At 70.3% G+C, this 18,509-nt stretch carries 17 protein-coding genes; 8 read left to right on the plus strand and 9 right to left on the minus strand.

The features are described from left to right. The first annotated feature begins 14 nt into the window (after positions 1–14). The gene (locus BLT28_RS13225; protein ID WP_030431793.1) at positions 15–857 is read left to right on the plus strand and encodes an AraC family transcriptional regulator; all 843 of its coding nucleotides are present in this window, start codon (positions 15–17) and stop codon (positions 855–857) included. A 55-nt stretch (positions 858–912) separates the two neighbouring features. Here BLT28_RS13225 and BLT28_RS13230 read toward each other — a convergent pair whose 3' ends face one another. Beyond that, on the minus strand, positions 913–2,118 hold the full coding sequence (locus BLT28_RS13230; protein WP_043813065.1) for a 4-hydroxybenzoate 3-monooxygenase: 1,206 nt from the start codon (positions 2,116–2,118) through the stop codon (positions 913–915). Between the two features lie 106 nt (positions 2,119–2,224). Here BLT28_RS13230 and BLT28_RS13235 point away from each other — a divergent pair, with 106 nt between their 5' ends. The 3 genes from BLT28_RS13235 (at position 2,225) to BLT28_RS13245 (ending at position 5,854) form a co-directional block, all read left to right on the plus strand. Next, a complete protein-coding gene (locus BLT28_RS13235) occupies positions 2,225–3,214 on the plus strand; it encodes an ABC transporter substrate-binding protein (RefSeq protein ID WP_030431795.1) in 990 nt (329 codons plus the stop codon). A gap of 42 nt (positions 3,215–3,256) precedes the next feature. After that, complete coding sequence (locus tag BLT28_RS13240) at positions 3,257–4,618, plus strand: pyridoxal phosphate-dependent decarboxylase family protein (RefSeq protein ID WP_030431796.1); 1,362 nt, start codon at positions 3,257–3,259, stop codon at positions 4,616–4,618. 108 nt (positions 4,619–4,726) lie between these two features. Continuing rightward, a complete protein-coding gene (locus tag BLT28_RS13245; RefSeq protein WP_030431797.1) occupies positions 4,727–5,854 on the plus strand; it encodes a S1 family peptidase in 1,128 nt (375 codons plus the stop codon). Between the two features lie 3 nt (positions 5,855–5,857). Here the strand turns inward: BLT28_RS13245 and BLT28_RS13250 are convergent, their stop codons facing one another. Genes BLT28_RS13250 through BLT28_RS13265 form a run of 4 tightly spaced genes read right to left on the minus strand, consistent with a single transcriptional unit; the run spans position 5,858 to position 9,055 of the window. After that, entirely contained in the window at positions 5,858–7,027 is a 1,170-nt protein-coding gene (locus tag BLT28_RS13250; protein WP_030431798.1) for a cytochrome P450, read from the minus strand. 17 nt (positions 7,028–7,044) lie between these two features. Further along, the gene (locus BLT28_RS13255) at positions 7,045–7,242 is read right to left on the minus strand and encodes a ferredoxin (RefSeq protein ID WP_030431799.1); all 198 of its coding nucleotides are present in this window, start codon (positions 7,240–7,242) and stop codon (positions 7,045–7,047) included. Further along, a complete protein-coding gene (locus BLT28_RS13260) occupies positions 7,239–7,889 on the minus strand; it encodes a TetR/AcrR family transcriptional regulator (protein WP_197684023.1) in 651 nt (216 codons plus the stop codon). Before BLT28_RS13260 ends, BLT28_RS13255 begins: the two co-directional genes overlap by 4 nt. A gap of 2 nt (positions 7,890–7,891) precedes the next feature. Beyond that, positions 7,892–9,055: a cytochrome P450 gene (locus BLT28_RS13265; protein ID WP_052407792.1), complete on the minus strand. Its 1,164-nt coding sequence runs from the start codon at positions 9,053–9,055 to the stop codon at positions 7,892–7,894. 123 nt (positions 9,056–9,178) lie between these two features. Between BLT28_RS13265 and BLT28_RS13270 the strand changes: the two genes are divergently transcribed. Continuing rightward, complete coding sequence (locus BLT28_RS13270) at positions 9,179–10,618, plus strand: SDR family oxidoreductase (RefSeq protein WP_030431802.1); 1,440 nt, start codon at positions 9,179–9,181, stop codon at positions 10,616–10,618. Here the strand turns inward: BLT28_RS13270 and BLT28_RS13275 are convergent. Further along, positions 10,597–11,535, minus strand: coding sequence for an endonuclease/exonuclease/phosphatase family protein (locus tag BLT28_RS13275; protein ID WP_197684024.1), 939 nt, complete (start codon positions 11,533–11,535; stop codon positions 10,597–10,599). The two genes, BLT28_RS13270 and BLT28_RS13275, sit on opposite strands and share 22 nt — an antisense overlap. A gap of 128 nt (positions 11,536–11,663) precedes the next feature. Here BLT28_RS13275 and BLT28_RS13280 point away from each other — a divergent pair, with 128 nt between their 5' ends. After that, entirely contained in the window at positions 11,664–12,389 is a 726-nt protein-coding gene (locus BLT28_RS13280) for a lysophospholipid acyltransferase family protein (protein WP_030431804.1), read from the plus strand. Here the strand turns inward: BLT28_RS13280 and BLT28_RS13285 are convergent. Together BLT28_RS13285 and BLT28_RS13290 are read right to left on the minus strand one after the other, a co-directional pair. Then, positions 12,386–12,919: a DUF1990 family protein gene (locus BLT28_RS13285; protein WP_231950775.1), complete on the minus strand. Its 534-nt coding sequence runs from the start codon at positions 12,917–12,919 to the stop codon at positions 12,386–12,388. The two genes, BLT28_RS13280 and BLT28_RS13285, sit on opposite strands and share 4 nt — an antisense overlap. Before the next feature lies 1 nt (position 12,920). Then, positions 12,921–13,514, minus strand: coding sequence for a TetR/AcrR family transcriptional regulator (locus tag BLT28_RS13290; RefSeq protein WP_052407777.1), 594 nt, complete (start codon positions 13,512–13,514; stop codon positions 12,921–12,923). Positions 13,515–13,652: 138 nt separating this feature from the next. On the opposite strand from BLT28_RS13290, the gene BLT28_RS13295 reads away from it, so the two are divergent. Beyond that, positions 13,653–14,825, plus strand: coding sequence for a cytochrome P450 (locus BLT28_RS13295; protein WP_043813102.1), 1,173 nt, complete (start codon positions 13,653–13,655; stop codon positions 14,823–14,825). 84 nt (positions 14,826–14,909) lie between these two features. On the opposite strand, the gene BLT28_RS13300 is transcribed toward BLT28_RS13295, so the two are convergent. Then, a complete protein-coding gene (locus BLT28_RS13300) occupies positions 14,910–15,764 on the minus strand; it encodes an aminoglycoside phosphotransferase family protein (RefSeq protein ID WP_030431807.1) in 855 nt (284 codons plus the stop codon). A 253-nt stretch (positions 15,765–16,017) separates the two neighbouring features. Here BLT28_RS13300 and BLT28_RS13305 point away from each other — a divergent pair, with 253 nt between their 5' ends. After that, entirely contained in the window at positions 16,018–18,501 is a 2,484-nt protein-coding gene (locus tag BLT28_RS13305) for a Pls/PosA family non-ribosomal peptide synthetase (RefSeq protein WP_231950776.1), read from the plus strand. The last annotated feature ends 8 nt before the right edge of the window (positions 18,502–18,509 follow it).

The following is an 18,509-nucleotide window of genomic DNA, read 5'->3' on the forward strand; positions in this document are numbered from 1 at the left end:
CGTACGGTGTGCTCATGGCGATCGCCGAGCCCGCGCGGTACTGGCGGCATCCGAGCGTGCCCGAGCTGGACCTGTTGGTCGCTCGGTTCGTCCGGCACGCCTTCACCAAGCACAGCCACGACACCTATGCGCTCGGCGTCGTGCAAAGCGGATCCGAGCTGCTGCGCGTCGGATCCGACCCGCGAACGGTCGGCGCGGGCGGTATCGCCTGCATCAACCCGGGCGAGGTGCACAGCGGCCACGCCGCCGACGCCGACGGCTGGGCCTATCGCGTGCTCTACCCCACTGTCGAGCTGGTGTCCGGCGTTGTGCGGGAACTCGGCGGCCCCACGGGCACCCCCGCGTTCACCGCCGAGGTCAGCTACGACAGCACCCTGGCCGACGCGATGCTGAGGGCACATCGGGCGGCCGAGCACAACGACCACCTCGCCTCGGAAACCCTGCTGTACCAAGCGATACAGCTGTTGTGGCGAACGCGGGGCACCCAGGCCGGCGGGTCGGTCCGGCACCGAGCGGGCAACCAGGCCCTTGACCGCGCCCGTCGAGTGCTCATGGAGCGGATGGCCGCGCCGCCCAGCCTCGACGAGCTGGCCGCCGAGGTGGGTCTCGGCCGGTTCGTGCTGCTCCGGAGCTTCCGCGAGCGCTTCGGCCTGCCCCCGCACGCGTACCTCAACCAGGAACGCGTGCGCCGATGCCGTGCCCTGCTCGACTCCGGCCTGCGCCCCGCCGACGCCGCGACCGAGGTCGGCTTCGTCGACCAGGCCCACCTGTCCCGGCACTTCCGCCGCATCGTGGGCGTGGCCCCCGGCGCCTACCTCCGCGGACGCGACCGCCCCTCTCCCACACGCACCGAATGAGTCATTCAGGCTGTCTAACGCACCGAATGACTCATCCGGCGCGTAAGAGGGGCGGTCACATCAGGCCGACGTAGTTCTCCGCGAACCAGGCTGCCGAAGCAGGGGAACGGAACAGGTTCTCCAGGCGTGTGCGCGCGGTCCGGTCCTCGAACCTGTCCCCGGTGCCGTGGATCGCCGTGGTCATCCACTGGGAGAACTCCTGACACCGCCACACCCGGCGCAGGCAGGTCTCCGAGTACTCGGTGAGGCCGGACTCGTCCCCGCCGCGGTAGTACCCGGCTAACGCGGTGGCGAGCACCTCGGCGTCGTGCAACGCCAGGTTCATCCCCTTCGCGCCCACGGGGGTGATCACGTGTGCGGCGTCGCCGAGCAGGAACAGGCGCCCGTAAGCCATCGGCTCGGTAACGTGGCCGCGCATGTCGACCACGCCCTTCTCGATGATCCGCCCCTCGGAGAGCTTCCAGTCGGAGCCGGGCACCGCGAACCGCTCGTGCAGCTCGGCCCAGATGCGGTCGTCGGGCCAGGCGGCCGTGCTGTCGTCGACCGGGCACTGCAGGAAGAACCGGCTGACCGTGGGACTGCGCAGCATGTGCCCGGCGAATCCCTTGGGGTGCAACGCGTAGATGACGTGCTCCGTCGACGGCGGCACCTCGGCCAGGACGCCCAGCCACGCGATTCCGGGCTGGTGCGAGAACTCGCGGACGCCACCAGCGGGGATGCTGGGCCTGGACACCCCGCGGAAGCCGTCGCAGCCCGCGATGAACTCGCAGCGGACTCGGTGCTGCTCACCGTCGGACCCGACCCACGTCACGGACGGGGCCGATCCGGAGATGCCGTGCAGGGCGACATCCTTCGCCTCGAACCGAATGTCGCCGCCACTGTCCACAAAGGCCTCGATGAGGTCCTTGACCAACTCCTGCTGGGGATAGACGTAGTGCGTGCGCCCCTCGTAGAGATCGCTGTACGGCAGGATGAAGCGCTTTCCGCCGATCCGGAACTCGCACACGCCGTGCGGCGCCCCGAGCTCCAGCAGCCGGTCCGCGAGGCCGTGGCTGCGCAGCATCTCCACCGCGCGGTACTCCAGAAGGCCTGCCCGGGCCCGGTTCTCGACGTACCTACGAGACTGCCGTTCCAACACGACACAGCCGATTCCGTTGCGGCGCAACAGGTTGGCGAGCGTGAGTCCTGCCGGTCCGGCGCCGACGACGACGACCTCCGCCGGAACGGTATCCGCGTGGACGGAATGGTACCGAGTCAACATCCACTCCCGTGCTCGAACCGTGTATAAATGCGCAACTTGAGCTTAGCCAGCTGGAGACCAGCGACCAAGCAAAGGAATCCGACATCTTATCGGGAGAGTATCCATTATGCTTGGACGACCTGGTCGTCTTACCCTCGGCATGGTGAGCACCCTCGTCCTGCTGGGCGCGATTTCCGGGTGTGGCCTGCTTTCCGGGACGACACACTCGCCCGAGAACAGCACCGGACGGGTCGAGAAATCCACCGTCACGGTCGGACTGATGCCGATCATCGATGTCGCCCCGGTCCACATCGCGTTGAAGAAAGGGTATTTCGCCGAGGAGGGCCTGACGATCGAGAGCAGGAACATCCAGGGCGGCGCCGCCGGTATCCCGGGACTGGCCAGCGGCGACCTCGACTTCTCCATCGGCAACTGGGTCTCCTTCTTCCTGGCCCAGTCCAAGGGCATCGACCTCAAGCTGGTCTCCGACGGCTACCAGGCCCGCCAGCGCATGTTCATGATCATGACGGTGCCCGGCTCGTCGGTCCGGGTCCCCGCGGACCTCGCGGGCAAGAAGGTCGCCCTGAACACGATGGCCAACATCACCGAGCTGACCGCCCGCTCCACCCTCGACGCCTACGGGGTCGACCCGAAGACGGTCGTTTTCAAGGAGTTCCCGTATCCGGACATGCACGCGCAGCTGGCCAGGAAATCCATTGACGCGGCACTCATGATCGAGCCCTTCATCACCCACGCGGAACGCGTCATCGGCGCGGTTCCGGTGGTCGACACGGCGGCGGGACCGACCCAGGACATTCCTATCGCGGGATACGCCACGAATGCGAAGTTCGCCAGGGAGAATCCGAAGACGGTGGCCGCCTTCCAACGCGCACTGCAGAAGGGGCAGGCCGACGCGAACCGGCGCGGAGAGGTCGAAGCGGTTCTTCCTGGTTACGCCAGGATCGATCCGCAGACGGCGAGCCTGGTGCATTTTGGCAGCTACCCGATGAGCCTCGAACAGAGCCGCCTGCAGCGCGTGGTCGAACTGATGAAGATCTACGGCATGCTCAGCCAGAACCAGCAGTTCGACTTCAGGTCGATGATTGTCGCGCAATAACGTACAAGACGGGCGGCGCCGGGGCTTCCTAGCCTCCCTGCCATGATCTTCGAGTCCCTTGATCCGGACCGCGACGAGCTGGCCGGGATGATGGCGAGCGCCCGCGACCTGGCAGCCGACTTCCTCGAAGGACTGCCGAGCGCGCCCGCGTCGACCGTGCGCCCGGCCGCGGAACCCTTCGACCCGCCGGGCGAGGCGCCGGGCAAGTTCGCCGAACTGCTGGAGGTCTTCAGGGCGGCTGCGGGCAACGCCGTGGAGACGGCGGGGCCGGGCTACCTCGCGTACTTCCCGGCGGGCGGACTGGTGTCCTCAGCCCTCGGCGAGTTCCTTTCATTGCTGGTCAACCGTTTCGCGGGTGTGGGGTCCCTCGCGCCCGACCTGGTGGCGATGGAGGACAGCGTCGTTCAGTGGCTGTGCCGGGAGTTCGCGTTGCCGGACAGCGCGGGCGGGTTCATCACCACGGGCGGCTCCCTGGCGACGCTCTCCGCGGTGGTGGCAGCGCGCCACAACCGGCTGGGCGACCGGCACAGCACCGGGACGATCTACGTCACCGAGCACACGCACCTGTGCGTGGCGAAGGCCGCGCGGATCGCCGGACTCCACCCCGACCAGCTGCGGGTGGTGCCGGTGACCGAGGACCACCGCATGGATCCGGACGCCGCCGAAGCGATGATCGCCGCGGACCCCGATCCGTTCCTGTTGGTGGGCACCGCGGGCAGCACGAGCACGGGGACCATCGACCCGCTGGACGCGCTCGCGGGAATCGCCGAGCGGCACGGCATGTGGTTCCACGTCGACGGCGCGTACGGCGGCGGTTTCCAGCTCACCGAGCGCGGGCGGGCGAAGCTGCGCGGCATCGAGCGCGCCGACTCGATCGCGCTCGACCCGCACAAGACGATGTTCCTGTCCTACGGCACGGGAGTGCTGCTCGTGCGCGACCAGCAGACGCTGCGCGCCGCGCACACGGTCGACGCGACCTACCTCCAGGACCTCCAGCGCGATCCGTGGCCGCCGGACTACTGCGACTTCGGCCCGGAGCTGACGCGGGAGTTCCGCGGACTGCGCATGTGGCTGCCATTGCACCTGCACGGGGTGGCCGCGTTCCGCCGCGCGCTCGACCAGAAGCTGGACCTCGCCGGGCACGTGCACCGCGAACTCACCGAACTGTCCGAAGTGGACGTTCCGGTGCTGCCGGACCTGACCGTCAACGTCTTCCGGCTGCGCGAGGGCGGCGACGAGGAGAACCGGCGGCTGCTGGAGCGCATCAATGCCACGGAAAGGGTTTTCCTGTCCAGCACCCGTTTGCGTGGCGACTACCTGCTCCGCCTGTGCGTGCTCAGCCACCGCACGGACCCGGACCGCGTGACCGAGGCGCTGTCGATCGTTCGGTCGTTGGTTCGGTAGCCACCGGCGCGCTTCGGCGGTTAATCTCCTCGCTACACGAGCCAGCCCCGGCGTGATGCCGCCGCGCCGGGTATGCGCCCCTCATCCCCCTGCGACATGAGGAGCACCATGAAGCGGCACGTCTTCCTTGGCATGTCCGTGGTGGCGGCGACGGCACTGATGACCGTCCCGGTGACCGCACAGGAACTCTCGCCGGGTCTGGTCCCGGCCATGCAGCGCGATCTCGGGCTCACCGAGGGCCAAGCACTGCACCGCATCCGGCAGGAAGCCGCCATTCGCGCGATCGACGCGGAGCGGGTCGCCGGGGCCGCGTACGGCGGTTCCTGGTTCGACCCGGCGAAGGGCAAGCTCGTCATCGGCGTGACCGACGAGAAGGCGGCGAGCGCGGTGCGCGCGGCCGGCGCGGAAGTGGCCAGGGTGAGCCGGACCGCGGCGGAACTGGATGTCGCACAAGGCAAAGTCGACGCGGTCGCGAGAACCAGGAAGGCCCCGGACGCGGTGCACAGCTGGCACCCGGACCCGAGGTCCGGCAGCGTCGTCGTCAACGTCCGCGCCGGGGTGAACACTCCGGAGGTCGACGCTTTCCTCGCCGAAGCCCGCAAGGCCGGACCGGTCACGGTGCGCAGGACGACCGCGCCGCAGCCGAAAACCTATGCGGCGGGCACGGTCGGCGGCGATCCGTACTACGTGCCGGTGTCGGGCGGCTACGTCCGCTGCTCGATCGGCTTCTCCGTGCACGGCGGTTTCGTGACCGCGGGCCACTGCGCGGGCGCGGGCGCCAACACCCAGGGCTGGGACTGGTCGGCCCAGGGCCAGTTCGCCGGATCTTCCTTCCCCGGCAACGACTACGCCTTCGTCCGCACGGGCCACGGCTGGTGGACCGTGCCGGTCGTGCTCGGCTGGGGCGCGGTGTCCGACGTCCTCGTGCGTGGCCAGTGGGAGGCGCCGGTGGGCAGCTCGATCTGCCGCTCCGGCTCCACGACGCACTGGCGCTGCGGTCAGGTGCTGGCCAAGAACGAGACCGTCAACTACGGCAACGGCCAGCTGGTGCACCAGCTGATCAAGACGAGCGCGTGCGCCCAGGGCGGCGACTCCGGTGGCTCGTTCGTCACCGGTGACCAGGCCCAGGGCATGACGTCCGGGGGCTGGGGCGACTGCAACTCCGGCGGCGAGACGTGGTTCCAGCCGCTGACCGAGGTGCTGCAGGTCTACGGGCTCCAGCTGCACACCGCCTGACCCTCACCAGGTCACGAGCAGTTCGTGGACCCCGTAGACCGACCCGTCGTGCTTGAACGGGACCTGGTCGAGGTCGACGGCCAGCCGCAGGCTCGGAACGCGCCGGTAGAGGGTGCTGTAGACGACCTGCAGCTCCATCCGCGCCAGCGGCTGGCCCAGGCACTGGTGCACCCCGAACCCGAAGGCCACGTGGTGCCGGGCCTCGCGCCGGAGGTCGAGCCGGTCGGGATCGGGGAACACCGAGGGATCCCGGTTGCCGATGTCGTTGGCCATGATCAGCCCGTCGCCCGCGCGGATCACCTGCCCGGCGATCTCGATGTCCGCCAGCGCCACCCTGCGCCGCCCGTTGTGGGTGATGTGCAGGTAGCGCAACAGTTCCTCGACCGCGGAGGCGACGACGGCGGGGTCGTCGGTGTCCCGCAGCAGGGCCAGCTGGTCCGGGTGCTCCAGCAGTGCGAGCGTGCCGAGCGCGATCATGTTCGCCGTGGTCTCGTGCCCGGCGATGAGCAGCAGCACCCCCATCCGCGCGGCCTCGCGGCGGGACAGCTCCCCGTCCCGGACGCGCCAGGCCAGTCCGGACAGCAGGTCGTCGGCGGGCCGGGCGAGCTTCTGCCCGACCAGCTCGTCCAGGTAGGCCGCGAGCCGCCCGCCCGCCGCGGCGCGTTCCTCCGGCAGCGCGTCCCGCTTGATGATGATCCTGCTGTTGTCCTGGAAGAAGTCGTGGTCGGCGTAGGGCACCCCGAGCAGTTCGCAGATCACCAGCGAGGGCACCGGCAGGGCGAACGCCTGCACCAGGTCCACCGGGTTCGGGCCCGCCAGCAGCTGGTCGATCTGCTCGTCGACGAGCTGCTGCACCGCGGGCCGCAGCGCCGCCATGCGCTTGATGGTGAACGGCGCGGTCACCATCCGGCGCAGGCGCGCGTGCTCGGGATCGTCCATCAGGATGAAGCTGACGGGCGCCGCGTCGGTGATCGGGGCGGGGCTCGGGTAGCCGGGGCGGGTGATGTCGGCGCTGACCCTCGGGTCGGCCAGCAACGCGCGCTGCTCCGCGTAGCGGGTCACCAGCCACGGGGTGCTGCCGTCCCACAGGCGGACCTTCGCCAGCGGCCCCTCCTCCTGCTTGGCCCGCAGCTGCGGCGGCGGGTCGAACGGGCACTCCGCCGCCCTCGCCATCGGGAACTCCGGGGCGCTCACGTGTGGTCCAGCTCGATCGCACCGGCCGGGCACACCCCGGCGGCCTCGCGGACGGCGGCGTGCAGTCCCGCCTCCGGCTCGGCGTCGAGCAGGACCACGACGCCGTCCTCCTCGCGCTGGTCGAAGACCTCCGGTGCGACGAGCACGCACGTGCCCGCGCTGCAACACCTGTCCTGGTCCACGGTGATCTTCATCGTCGGTCCTGCTCACTCGTGACCGGCGCCAGCCACAGCCCGGCGAGCGCGTCGATCAGCCCGGTCGTCGCCTCCGGCCAGCTGGCCCTGGGCGTCGGGGTGCCCTCGGCGAGCGCGCGCTCGCGTTCGGCGCACATGTGCACGATCAGCTGCCTGGCCATGTCACCGCGTTCCCGGCGCACATCGGGCGGCAGCTCGGGAAGGCAGCGGTTGAGCCCCGCGACGATCCGGTTCAGCGCGGGCGAGGTCAGCGCCTCGTCGACCATGATCTCGCGGAGCGCTGGGTCGGTCATCACCTGCGCGGCGAACCGGGCGAACCACGTGGGGCTGCCGAGGGAGGCCAGGTGCTCGTGCGTCGGCCGGACCAGGCAGCCCAGCCAGTCCCGCAGCTCGCGGCTGTCCCCGATCTCGGCCAGCATCCGCTCGCGCGCCCGCTCGACCGGCTCGGCGTGCCTGCGCACGATGGCGCGCACGAGGTCGGCCTTGGTGCCGAAGTGGTAGCCCACCGCGGTGTTGTTGCCCTGTCCCGCCGCCTCGCTGATCTGCCGGTTGGACACGGTGATCACGCCCTGCTCGGCGAACAGGCGTTCCGCCGCCGTCAGGATCGACTCCCGCGTCGCGCCCGCGCGCTCCGTTCGTGCCTTCATGGTCACCATCGCACCGGGAGCTCGCGCAGACCGCCGACCGCGAGCCCTTCCAGCCTGTCCAGCCGCTCGGCGGGAACGGCCAGCTCCAGCGAGGGCAACCGGCGCAGCAGCACGTCGAGCACAGCCTGCAGCTCGGTGCGCGCCAACGCTTGTCCCACACAGGAATGCGCGCCCGCGCCGAAGGCCAGGTGCGGGTTGGGGCTGCGCCCGAGGTCCATCTCGCCCGCGCCGTCGAAGGCGTTCTCGTCGCGGTTGGCCGCGGCCATGCTGCACACGACGGTGGTGCCGGGCGGCAGCACGGTCCCGGCGATCTCCAGTTCCTCGCCGAGGAAGCGCGGCATGCCGAACCCCGCGTTGGCGTCGAAGCGCAGCGACTCCTCCACGGCGGTGCGCACCAGTGACGGGTCCGCCAGCAGCCGCTCCCAGCACTGACGGTCGGCCAGCAGCATCGCCACCATCTTGCAGATCATGTTCGCGGTGGTCTCGTGCCCGGCGACGAGCAGTCCCTGACCGGTCGCGACCAGCATCGCGTCCGGCATGCCCTCGGCGATCAGCTCGCTGAGCAGGTCCGCGCCCGGCTCCGCGCGCTTGGCCCGCACGTGCCAGGCCATGTACCTGACGAACTCGGCCTGCGCGCCGTCGACCTCGTCCTGGGTGTACCTGGTCAGGTTGAGCAGCGTGTCCGACCAGTAGGCGAAGGACTCGCGCTCCGAGTCCGGCACCCCGAGCAGGTCGCAGATCACCCACACCGGCAACGGGAAGGCCAGGCCCGCCTTGAGATCGGCGGGCGCGCCCCGTTCCACCAGCTCGTCGACCAGCCGCTCGGCCATCGCCTCGATGCCGGGGCGCAGCTCGGCCATCCGCCTGGCCGTGAACCACTTGCTGATCATCCGGCGCCACCGCTGGTGACCTTCGCCGCTCTGCGGGATCGCCGCGCCCATCTCGCTGTTGAACACCCCGCCCGACTCGGTGTCGGCGATCCGCGCCGCGTCGTCGGTGTGCGAGGGCCGGGTGAACCTGGGGTCGGAGAGCACCGCCTTGACGTCGGCGTAGCGCGTGACCAGCACCGCGTCGTCACCGCTGGGCAAGGTCACCTTGGCGACCGGGCACTCCTCGCGCAGCCAAGCCCACTCCCGCGGCGGCTCCAGCGCTCCGGTACTCGGCATCGGGTAGTCCAGCACCCGTCCAGTGAAGCCCCAGCACCAATTTAAGTCAAGCGCTTGATTTAAACTCCTCCCCGTACAGTTCTCCGCGTACCTGCACGGAGTTCGAGGCGACGGTAAGTGGTTATGACGACGGCGGACGTGGAGACGACGGGCATCGACCCGGCGCGGCTTGAGGAATGCCTCAAGGTGCTGGCGGAGGCGGACGACCTGCCGCCGGACCACCCGGACGTCGTCCGGCTGCAACGCGCGACATCACGGCTCTACAAGGGCGTCAAGAAGCGCAAGCGCTCGATCCGCCGCGAGGCCGTGACCGCCGCCGACAACGCGGTGACCGCCGCGACCGCGACCGGCTCCCCCACGCGCATCGATGACGAGACCGAGGGCATCCCGCTGGTCTCCACCACCACCGGGGCGATCGCGGGAACCCTGCTGCGCGCTCGCGCCTGCTACACGTGCAAGAACCGCTACCACGAGGTGGACGCGTTCTACCACCAGCTCTGCCCGCCGTGCGCGAAGCTCAACCGCGACCGGCGCGACGCGCGGACCGACCTCACCGGGCGCCGCGCGCTGCTCACCGGCGGGCGGGCGAAGATCGGCATGTACATCGCGCTGCGGCTGCTCCGCGACGGCGCGCACACCACGATCACCACCCGCTTCCCCAACGACGCCGTGCGCCGCTTCGCCGCGATGCCCGACAGCGCCGACTGGCTGCACCGGCTGCGCATCGTCGGCATCGACCTCCGCGACCCGGCTCAGGTGGTGGCGCTGGCCGACTCGGTCGCCGAGCAGGGCCCGCTGGACATCCTGATCAACAACGCCGCGCAGACCGTGCGCCGCTCCCCCGGCGCCTACGCCCCGCTGGTGGCCGCCGAGTCCGACCCGCTGCCCGCGGGCGAGCTGCCGGAGATGATCTCCTTCGGCCACATCAGCGACGCGCACCCGTTGGCGCTAACCGAACTCACGAGCAGTTCCAAGCTGGACGTGACCAGCCTGGCGCTGCGCGCGGGCTCGGCGTCGCTGGAGCGGATCGCCGAGAACACCGCGATCGACGCGGGCGGCCTCGTCCCGGACCTGCACGACGTCAACAGCTGGACGCAGAAGGTGGAGCAGGTCGAGCCGCTGGAGATGCTCGAAGTCCAGCTGTGCAACGCCACCGCGCCGTTCATCCTGGTCAGCAGGCTCCGCCCGGCGATGGCCGCCTCGCCCGCACGCCGCAAGTACGTCGTGAACGTCTCCGCCATGGAGGGCCAGTTCAGCCGCGCCTACAAGGGACCCGGCCACCCGCACACGAACATGGCCAAGGCCGCGCTGAACATGCTGACCAGGACCAGCGCCAAGGAGATGCTGGAGACCGACGGCATCCTGATGACCGCGGTGGACACCGGCTGGATCACCGACGAGCGCCCGCACCCCACCAAGATCCGCCTCGCCACGGAGGGCTTCCACGCGCCGCTGGACCTGGTGGACGGGGCGGCCCGGGTCTACGACCCCATTGTGCGCGGTGAGGCGGGCGAGGACGTCTACGGCTGCTTCATGAAGGACTACGCGCCCTCGGCCTGGTAGGCCAGCTCCGCGACCACGGCGCGGTGATCCGTCCCCGGCACCGTGTGCTCGGAGACGGAGACCGCGCGCAGCGACCGCCCGTGCAGCACGTGGTCGATCTGGATCACCGGCCGGTCCGCGGGCCACGTCGGCGCCCACCCGCGCCCGAGTTCGGCGTGCGCGTCGGCCAGGCCCGCGGCCAGCAGCTCCCGCATGGGCGTGTGGTCCAGGGTGGCGTTGAAATCGCCCAGCATCACCACGTTCGGCCCTGCCTCGGCGCGCAGCGCGCGCAGATCGGCCGTCCACGCCGCGGGCTTCTCCACCGGCCAGAGCGTGTGCACGCCGACGATCCGCACCGGGTGCCCGCCGACCACGACGGTCGCGGTGGTCTGCGGCCAGGTCGTCGGCTGGTTCACCAGACCGCCCGCGGTCAGCGACAGCCGCGAGTAGATCGACGTGTCGATCTCCGGGTGCAGCTCCCGGTGCGGCATCAGCTCGCGCATCCCGGCGTCGTCCAGCAGGCCGACGCCCTTCGGCCCGAGTTCTTGCACCGCAAGGACATCCACCCGCTGCGTGCGCACCAGCTCGACCAGGGCGCGCATGTCCACGTTGCCGCGCAGGGTGTTGCTCGTCGCGACCCGGATCCGGGGCGCGTCGGCGGCGATCTCCGCTCCGTCGGCGACGAACCGCGGCGCCAGCCAGAAGACCTGGAGCGCGACCAGGGCCGCCGCGGCGAGGGTGAGCCACCGGGCGCGCAACGCGAGCACGGCAGGGAAAACGACCAGGGTTCCGACCGCCGCGTACGGCAGGCCGGAGACGGGCAGCGCCAGCGGCGTTCCCGCGTCCAGTCCGGTCATCCGCACCACGACCAGCGCGAACACCGCGACGAGGGCTGCGGCGCAGAGCACGAGGACGACCTTGCGGGCCTTGGGTTCCACGTTCAGGGGACGCCGCCGGCGGGTCGGGGTGGGCGGCAACGTGACCTACGCCATAGTACGTGCGGCTCAGGACACCCTAACTTCGAGACGTCCGGTTTCCCCTGCTCCAGATCGGTCGACAAACACACATGGCTGAGATCGTCTACCCCCCGGTGATCGCTCTGGCGAAGACCATGTTCCGCGTGCTGGACATGCGGATCAGGGTCGAGGGCGCCGAGCACGTCCCCAACGAGGGCGCCGCGGTGCTGGCGAGCAACCACGTGAGCTACCTGGACTTCATCTTCTGCGGCCTCGGCGCGCAGCCGGCGAACCGGCTCGTCCGCTTCATGGCGAAGAAGGAGGTCTTCGACAACGCCGTCGCCGGGCCGCTGATGCGGGGGATGCACCACATCCCGGTCGACCGCAGGGCCGGGGAGGCCGCCTACGACCAGGCGCTCGCCGCGCTGCGTTCCGGCGAGGTGATCGGCGTCTTCCCGGAGGCCACGATCAGCCGCTCCTTCACCGTCAAGGAGATCAAGTCCGGCGCCGCCAGGATGGCAGCCGCCGCGGGCGCGCCGTTGATCCCCATGGCGGTCTGGGGCACCCAGCGGATGTGGACGAAGGGCCGCCCGCGCGCACTGGGCACGCGGCACCTGCCGATCACGATCCTGATCGGCGAGCCGCTGCACCCCACCGCGGAGCAGGACCCGAACGAGGTCACCGCCGAGCTGCGCACGCGCATGGCCGCGCTGCTGGACGAGGCGCAGCGCGGCTACCCGGAAACCCCGGCCCCGGACCAGACCTGGTGGCAGCCCGCGCACCTCGGCGGCTCCGCGCCGACCCCGGAGGAAGCGGCCGCCCTGGACGACCGCTAGCCGGCGAGGGCGCGGAGGTAGCGGCCGGTCACGACGTCCTGCACCCGCCGCGCCAGCGGACCGCCGAGCTTGGCGAGCACGGTCGCCGGCCGGGAGAAGGCGCTGAGCGTGAACGTGACGCGGTCATCGTCCCGGTGCTCCAGGACGAACGCTTCCTCGCCGCACTCCGGATGCCCCGGCAGGGTGCCGTAGGCGAAGCCGGTCCGTCGTGGCTCGATGATGACGTGGACGACGCGGCACGGCGCGTGGACGGCCAGCCACCCGAAGCCGATCTTGAGAACGACGACCGCGTCCGGCTCCAGCCGCTCGGTCGAGGCGGCGACCCCCAAGCCCGCGCGCCGCTGCACCTGCCAGCTGAACAGGTCCCGGGTCGCCGAAGCGAAGTCGGTGCCGACCGGCAGAACGACGCTGCGCGTGAACGTCCGATAGCCCGGCGGCAGGACTCCCCTCGTCGCACCGACCTCCGGATAGGTCAACCGAGCGGCCCGCAACGCGGCCACCCGCTCGGCGTCGAGCAGGTCGACACCCACGTCAGCGGCGCGGCTCGGGCAGGGGCGTGGCGCCTTCCGGCCGCAGGCCGTCGAGGAGCAGCCCGAGGTAGCGGCGCCAGTCCCACTCCGACGTCCGCACGAAGCGCAGCGCGCCGAGCAGCATGTACGTGATGGGCGGCAGGTCCTCCGGGGTGAGGTCGTCCCGGACGACGCCCGCGGCCTGCCCCCGCGCGACGATCTTGGTGAAGTCGGCGAAGTAGCGCTCCTGGATGCCCGCGGCGAGGTTCGACATGTTCTTCGCGGCGAGGAACGTGCACTGCTCCTCGCAGGCCATGCCCAGCGCCGCCTCCAGGGAGGACACGACTCCCCGCCACGGGTCCTCCTCGACCAGCGCGGTCTCCAGCACCGGCGCGACCCGCTCCTCGTAGCGCCACAGCAGCACGCCGCGCACGAGATCGTCCTTGCTCGGGAAGCGGCGGTAGAGCGTGGCGACGCCGACCCCGGCCCTGCGGGCGATCTCCTCCAGCGAGACCTCCGGCCCGTCCTCGGCGAAGGCCTCCCGCGCCGCGAGCACCAGGCGCTCCGCGTTGCGCAGGGCGTCCGCGCGAAGGGGGCGCTCACCTGGGCCGTTCATGCGCGGCACGGTACCAGATGAGAGCGGACTATCAGTTGTGCTAGCTTCGGGGAGGAGCTAACCGAGAGTTCCATATCGGATTAGCGGTTGACCCTCCACAGGAATGGGACCGCGATGACCGAAAGCACCATGCCTCCGATGACCGAGGCGCCCGTCCACATCCGGCGCACCGCCTTCGACCCCACCCCCGAACTGGCCGAGCTGCGGGAGAAGAGCCCGATCAGCAAGATCCGCACCCTGTGGGGCGGCGAGGCGTGGCTGGTCACCCGCTACGACCTGATCCGGGAGGCGCTCGGCGACGCCGCCCGCTTCGCCAACAACCCCCGCCACGCCGTCGACGTGCCGCCGTTCGTGCGGCCGGACACCGCCTCCGGCATGTTGCTCAACTACGACCCGCCCGAGCACACCAACCTGCGCAGACTGCTCACGCCGGAGTTCACCGTGCGGCGCATCCGCAGGCTCCAGCCGCGGATCGAGGCGATCGTCGAACAGCACCTCGACGCGATGGAGCAGGCCGGGCCGCCGGTGGACCTGGTGCAGGCGTTCGCCCTGCCCATCCCGTCGCTGGTGATCTGCGAGCTGCTGGGCGTGCCCTACGAGGACCGCGACGACTTCCAGCGGCTGAGCACCCTGCGGCTGGACATGTCGCTGCCGATGGAGGAGCGGATCGCCGCCACCGAGGCCTCCTTGGCCTACATGGCGAAGCTGGTCGAGGGGCAGCGCGCGGCACCCGGCGAGGACATGATCGGCATGCTGATCCGCGAGCACGCCGACAAGATCACCGACGCCGAGCTGGTGGGCGTCGCCGACCTGCTGCTGCTCGCCGGGCACGAGACCACCTCGAACATGCTCGGCCTCGGCACCCTCAAACTGCTCCAACACCCGGACCAGCGCGCGCTGGCCGAGTCCGACGAGCACGTGGAGGCGGCGGTCGAGGAGCTGCTGCGCTACATGTCGATCACCCACACCATCGCGCCGCGCTGGGCGGTCACCGACACCGAACTGGGCGGGCAGCGCATCGCCAAGGGCGATCTGATGATGTTCTCGATCCCGGCGGGCAACCGCGACCCGGCGATCGGCGACAACCTCGACGCCCTCGACATCGGCCGCAAGACCGCGCCGCACCTGGCTTTCGGCCACGGCGTGCACCACTGCCTGGGCGCGCCGCTGGCCCGGATGGAGATGCGGGTGGCCTACCCGGCGCTGCTGCGGCGCTTCCCGAAGCTGCGCCCGGCGGTGCCCGTCGACGAGGTCGAGTTCCGCACGTTCTCCGTCGTCTACGGCCTCGCGTCGCTGCCGGTCACCTGGTAGCGCCGCCGTCGTGGTGATCGGGGCCGGGCTCGCTCGCGGGGAAGCGGGCTCCGGCCCCGTCGTCGTGTCGGCCACGGCCGGCACTCAGCTGATCCGGTCCAGCGCCGCCCACAGGAAGGCGTCCCGCCGGGCGGTCAGCGTCGCGCCGTCGAGGTCGACCCGCCCCTGGTCCTGGATCGCCGGCTCCCAGTCGATCAGGTCCGGTGGTGTGGCCAACGCCGCCACCACGTCCCAGTAGGCCACGTCCGCGGGAGGCCGCCCGGCCCGCTCCCGCCAGCCCGCCGACACGATCTCGGCCGCGCCCACGCCGAACATCAGCTCCACGTCGCACCGCAGCGACCCCAGGTCCACCCCGTGGTGACCGGCACCCGCGCAGTCCCAGTCCACAATGGACGTCAGCTCGCCGCCCACCCACATCGTGTTGCCCTGCCAGAGATCCCCGTGCACGAGCACTCTTGCCGACTCCGGCTCGGGCAGCTCCGCCATCGCGTCGACCGCATCGAGCAGCAACGCCGACGCGCCGTCCCGCTCCCGCCACCGGTCGAAGTCCGCCAGCTCGATGGGCCTGTGCCGCAACGGCAAATCCTTGCGGGGAGACAACTCCACGGCGTGCACGCCGGCCGCCGCCGCACCCAGTGCCGTCAACCTCTCCGTTGTCGGTTCCACCGGGATCCGGCTGCTGCCCGCCACCACCGACAGCAGCATCAGGCCGTCGCCGACCGCGATGAGCCTCGGCGCCGGAATCCCGTTCTCCTCCGCCAACCGCAATGCGGCCACCTCGGTGTCGAACCCGTCTCCGCCGCGCAGCACCGCTTCCGCGCCGTCGCCGAACCGCAGCAACCACGGCGCCCCGCCCTGGCGGAGCCCGCGCGAACCCACCACCCGCTGCCCGACCGCGCTCTCCGCCCACCCCAACGCTTCCGCAGTCACCTCGCCCATGTCCGCAGACTACTGTTCCCGTTCGGCGCAGAAGGCGGCCCGAACGTCCAAAAAATCAACTCCACCAATTTTGAGCGTATGGACGTCCGGTTCACCGATGGTCCACGGCAGGTTCATTGACGCATTTACCTGAATGCATTTACTTGCCCGCATCGGTAACTTCGCGGACGCCGCTTCGGGAATTCGGCGTGCTTGTCGCTCGCCTTCCTGAACCCGTCCCGAGATCGCTCAACTTCTGGTTCAAGGAGCTCATGTGGTGGAGGTGCCCGCCGAGGACCTGGCAGGCCATCCGACGACCGGCACCGAGCGGATCCTCGCCGCGGCGCTGGCTGACGTCGTGCGCGTCCGGAACGTGTCGGTCGACAGCCACTTCTTCGACGACCTGGGGGCCAACTCGCTGGTGATGGCCCATTTCTGCGCGCGGATCAGGAAAAGGGCGGATCTGCCGCCGGTGTCGATGAAGGACGTCTACCGCCATCCGACGATCAGAAGCCTGGCGACGATGCTCGCGGAGTCCGCGCTCGCCCCGGTCTCCCCGTCCGTCCCGGTACCGACGGAGGCGGCGCCACCGCGCGGCACACCCCGGTACGTCCTCTGCGGCCTGCTCCAGGTCCTGGTCTTCCTCGGGTACTCGTCCTTCGCCGGGATCGTCGTCACCCGCTGCGCCACCTGGATCTCCGCGAGCTCCGGGCCGATCGAGGTCTACCTGCGGGCGGTGGTGGTCGGCGGTGTGGGCTTCCTCGCCCTGAGCGCCCTGCCGGTCCTGGCGAAGTGGTTGCTCATCGGCCGGTCCAAGCCCCAGCGCATTCGCGTCTGGAGCCTGGCCTACGTCCGGTTCTGGGTCGTGAAGGCGTTGCTGCGGTCGAGTCCGCTGGTGTTGTTCGCCGGATCGCCGCTCTACGTGCTCTACCTGCGAGCCCTGGGCGCGAGGATCGGGCGCGGCGTCGTGATCTTCGCCAAGCAGGTGCCGGTGTGCGCCGACCTGCTCACCGTCGGCGACGGCACGGTCATCCGCAAGGACTCGTACCTCAGCTGCTACCGGGCGCACGACGGCGTGATCGAGACGGGCCCGGTCACCCTCGGCAGGGACGTGTTCGTCAGCGAGGCGACGGTGATCGACATCGGGACCTCGCTGGGCGACGGGGCGCAGCTCGGCCACGCCTCCTCCCTGCACTCGGGGCAGGCGGTGCCGGCGGGCCAACGCTGGCACGGGTCACCGGCACAGCCCACCGACGTGGACTACCGGGCGGTCCGGTCCACCCCCTGCGGCCCGTTGCGCAGGGCCGTCTACTCCGCCGTTCAGCTGGTGGGTGTGCTGCTGGTGCGCCTGCCGCTGACGATCGGCGTCGTCTACCTCCTGCTCACCGAGATCCCCCACGTCGCCGCGCTCCTGGAGCCGGGATCCCCGACGCTGACGAGCTGGACGTTCTACCGTGACGCCTTCGTCGCCTCCGTGCTGCTCTTCGTCGGCTTCGGTGTCATCGGCCTGCTGTTCGTGGTCGTCGTGCCCCGCGTGCTCAACCTCGCCATCACCCCCGGCAAGGTCTATCCCTTGTACGGAGTGCACTACGCGGTGCACCGCACGATCACACGGACGACGAACTCCAAGTTCCTGACCCGCCTCTTCGGCGACAGTTCCGCCATCGTGCACTACCTCCGACTCATCGGGTACGACCTGTCCCGGGTCGAGCAGACGGGATCGAACTTCGGCACGGAGGTGCGGCACGAGACGCCTTTCCTGAGCTCCGTCGGAAGCTCGACGATGATCGCCGACGGCTTGTCGATCATGAATGCCGACTACTCCGCCACGTCCTTCCGGGTGTCCCGGGCGGTGATCGGGGCGCACAACTTCCTCGGCAACCGCATCGCCTTCCCCGCGGGCGGCAGGACCGGTGACAACTGCCTGCTCGCGACGAAGGTCCTGGTCCCCGTCGACGGCCCCGTCCGGGAGGGGGTCGGGCTGCTGGGCTCCCCCAGCTTCGAGATCCCGCGATCGGTCGAGCGCGACACCGAGTTCGACCACCTCAAGAGCGAGGACCAGCTGCGCGACCGCCTGGCCGCCAAGAACCGGCACAACGCGGTCACCATGGGGATCTTCCTGCTGGTGCGGTGGATCCACGTGCTCGGCCTCACCCTGCTCGCCTGGACCGCCATGGATCTCTTCCACCCGTTCGGCGCGGCGGCGCTCGCGTTGTTCCCCGTGCTCGCCCTGCTGTTCACCGTCGTCTACTTCGTGCTGGTCGAACGCGCCGTCACGACGTCCACTCCCCTGACACCGCTGTACTGCTCGATCTACGACGTCCGCTTCTGGCGGCGCGAGCGGTACTGGAAAGTGCCCTCGGAGACCTACCTCGAGTTCTTCAACGGAACCCCGTTCAAGAACGTGGTGTCGAGGTCGCTGGGTGTCCGGATCGGACGCGGGGTCTTCGACGACGGCTGCTTCATCACCGAACGGTCGCTGGTCGCGATCGGCGACCACTGCACGCTCAACGCCGGATCCGTCCTCCAGTGCCACTCCCAGGAGGACGGCGCGTTCAAGTCCGACCACTGCGCGATCGGCGCCCGGTGCACCCTCGGGGTCGGCGCCTTCGTCCACTACGGCGTGGTCATGGGAGACGGCTCCGCGCTCGCCCCCGACTCCTTCCTCATGAAGGGGGAGGAAGTCCCTCCGCACGCGCACTGGGGCGGAAATCCCGCCAGGGAAAGCCGATCCGACCGTCCTCAATGGACAGAGTGACCACTGTG

Origin of the sequence: Allokutzneria albata, from assembly GCF_900103775.1 — a bacterium.
GTDB classification, from domain to species: domain Bacteria; phylum Actinomycetota; class Actinomycetes; order Mycobacteriales; family Pseudonocardiaceae; genus Allokutzneria; species Allokutzneria albata.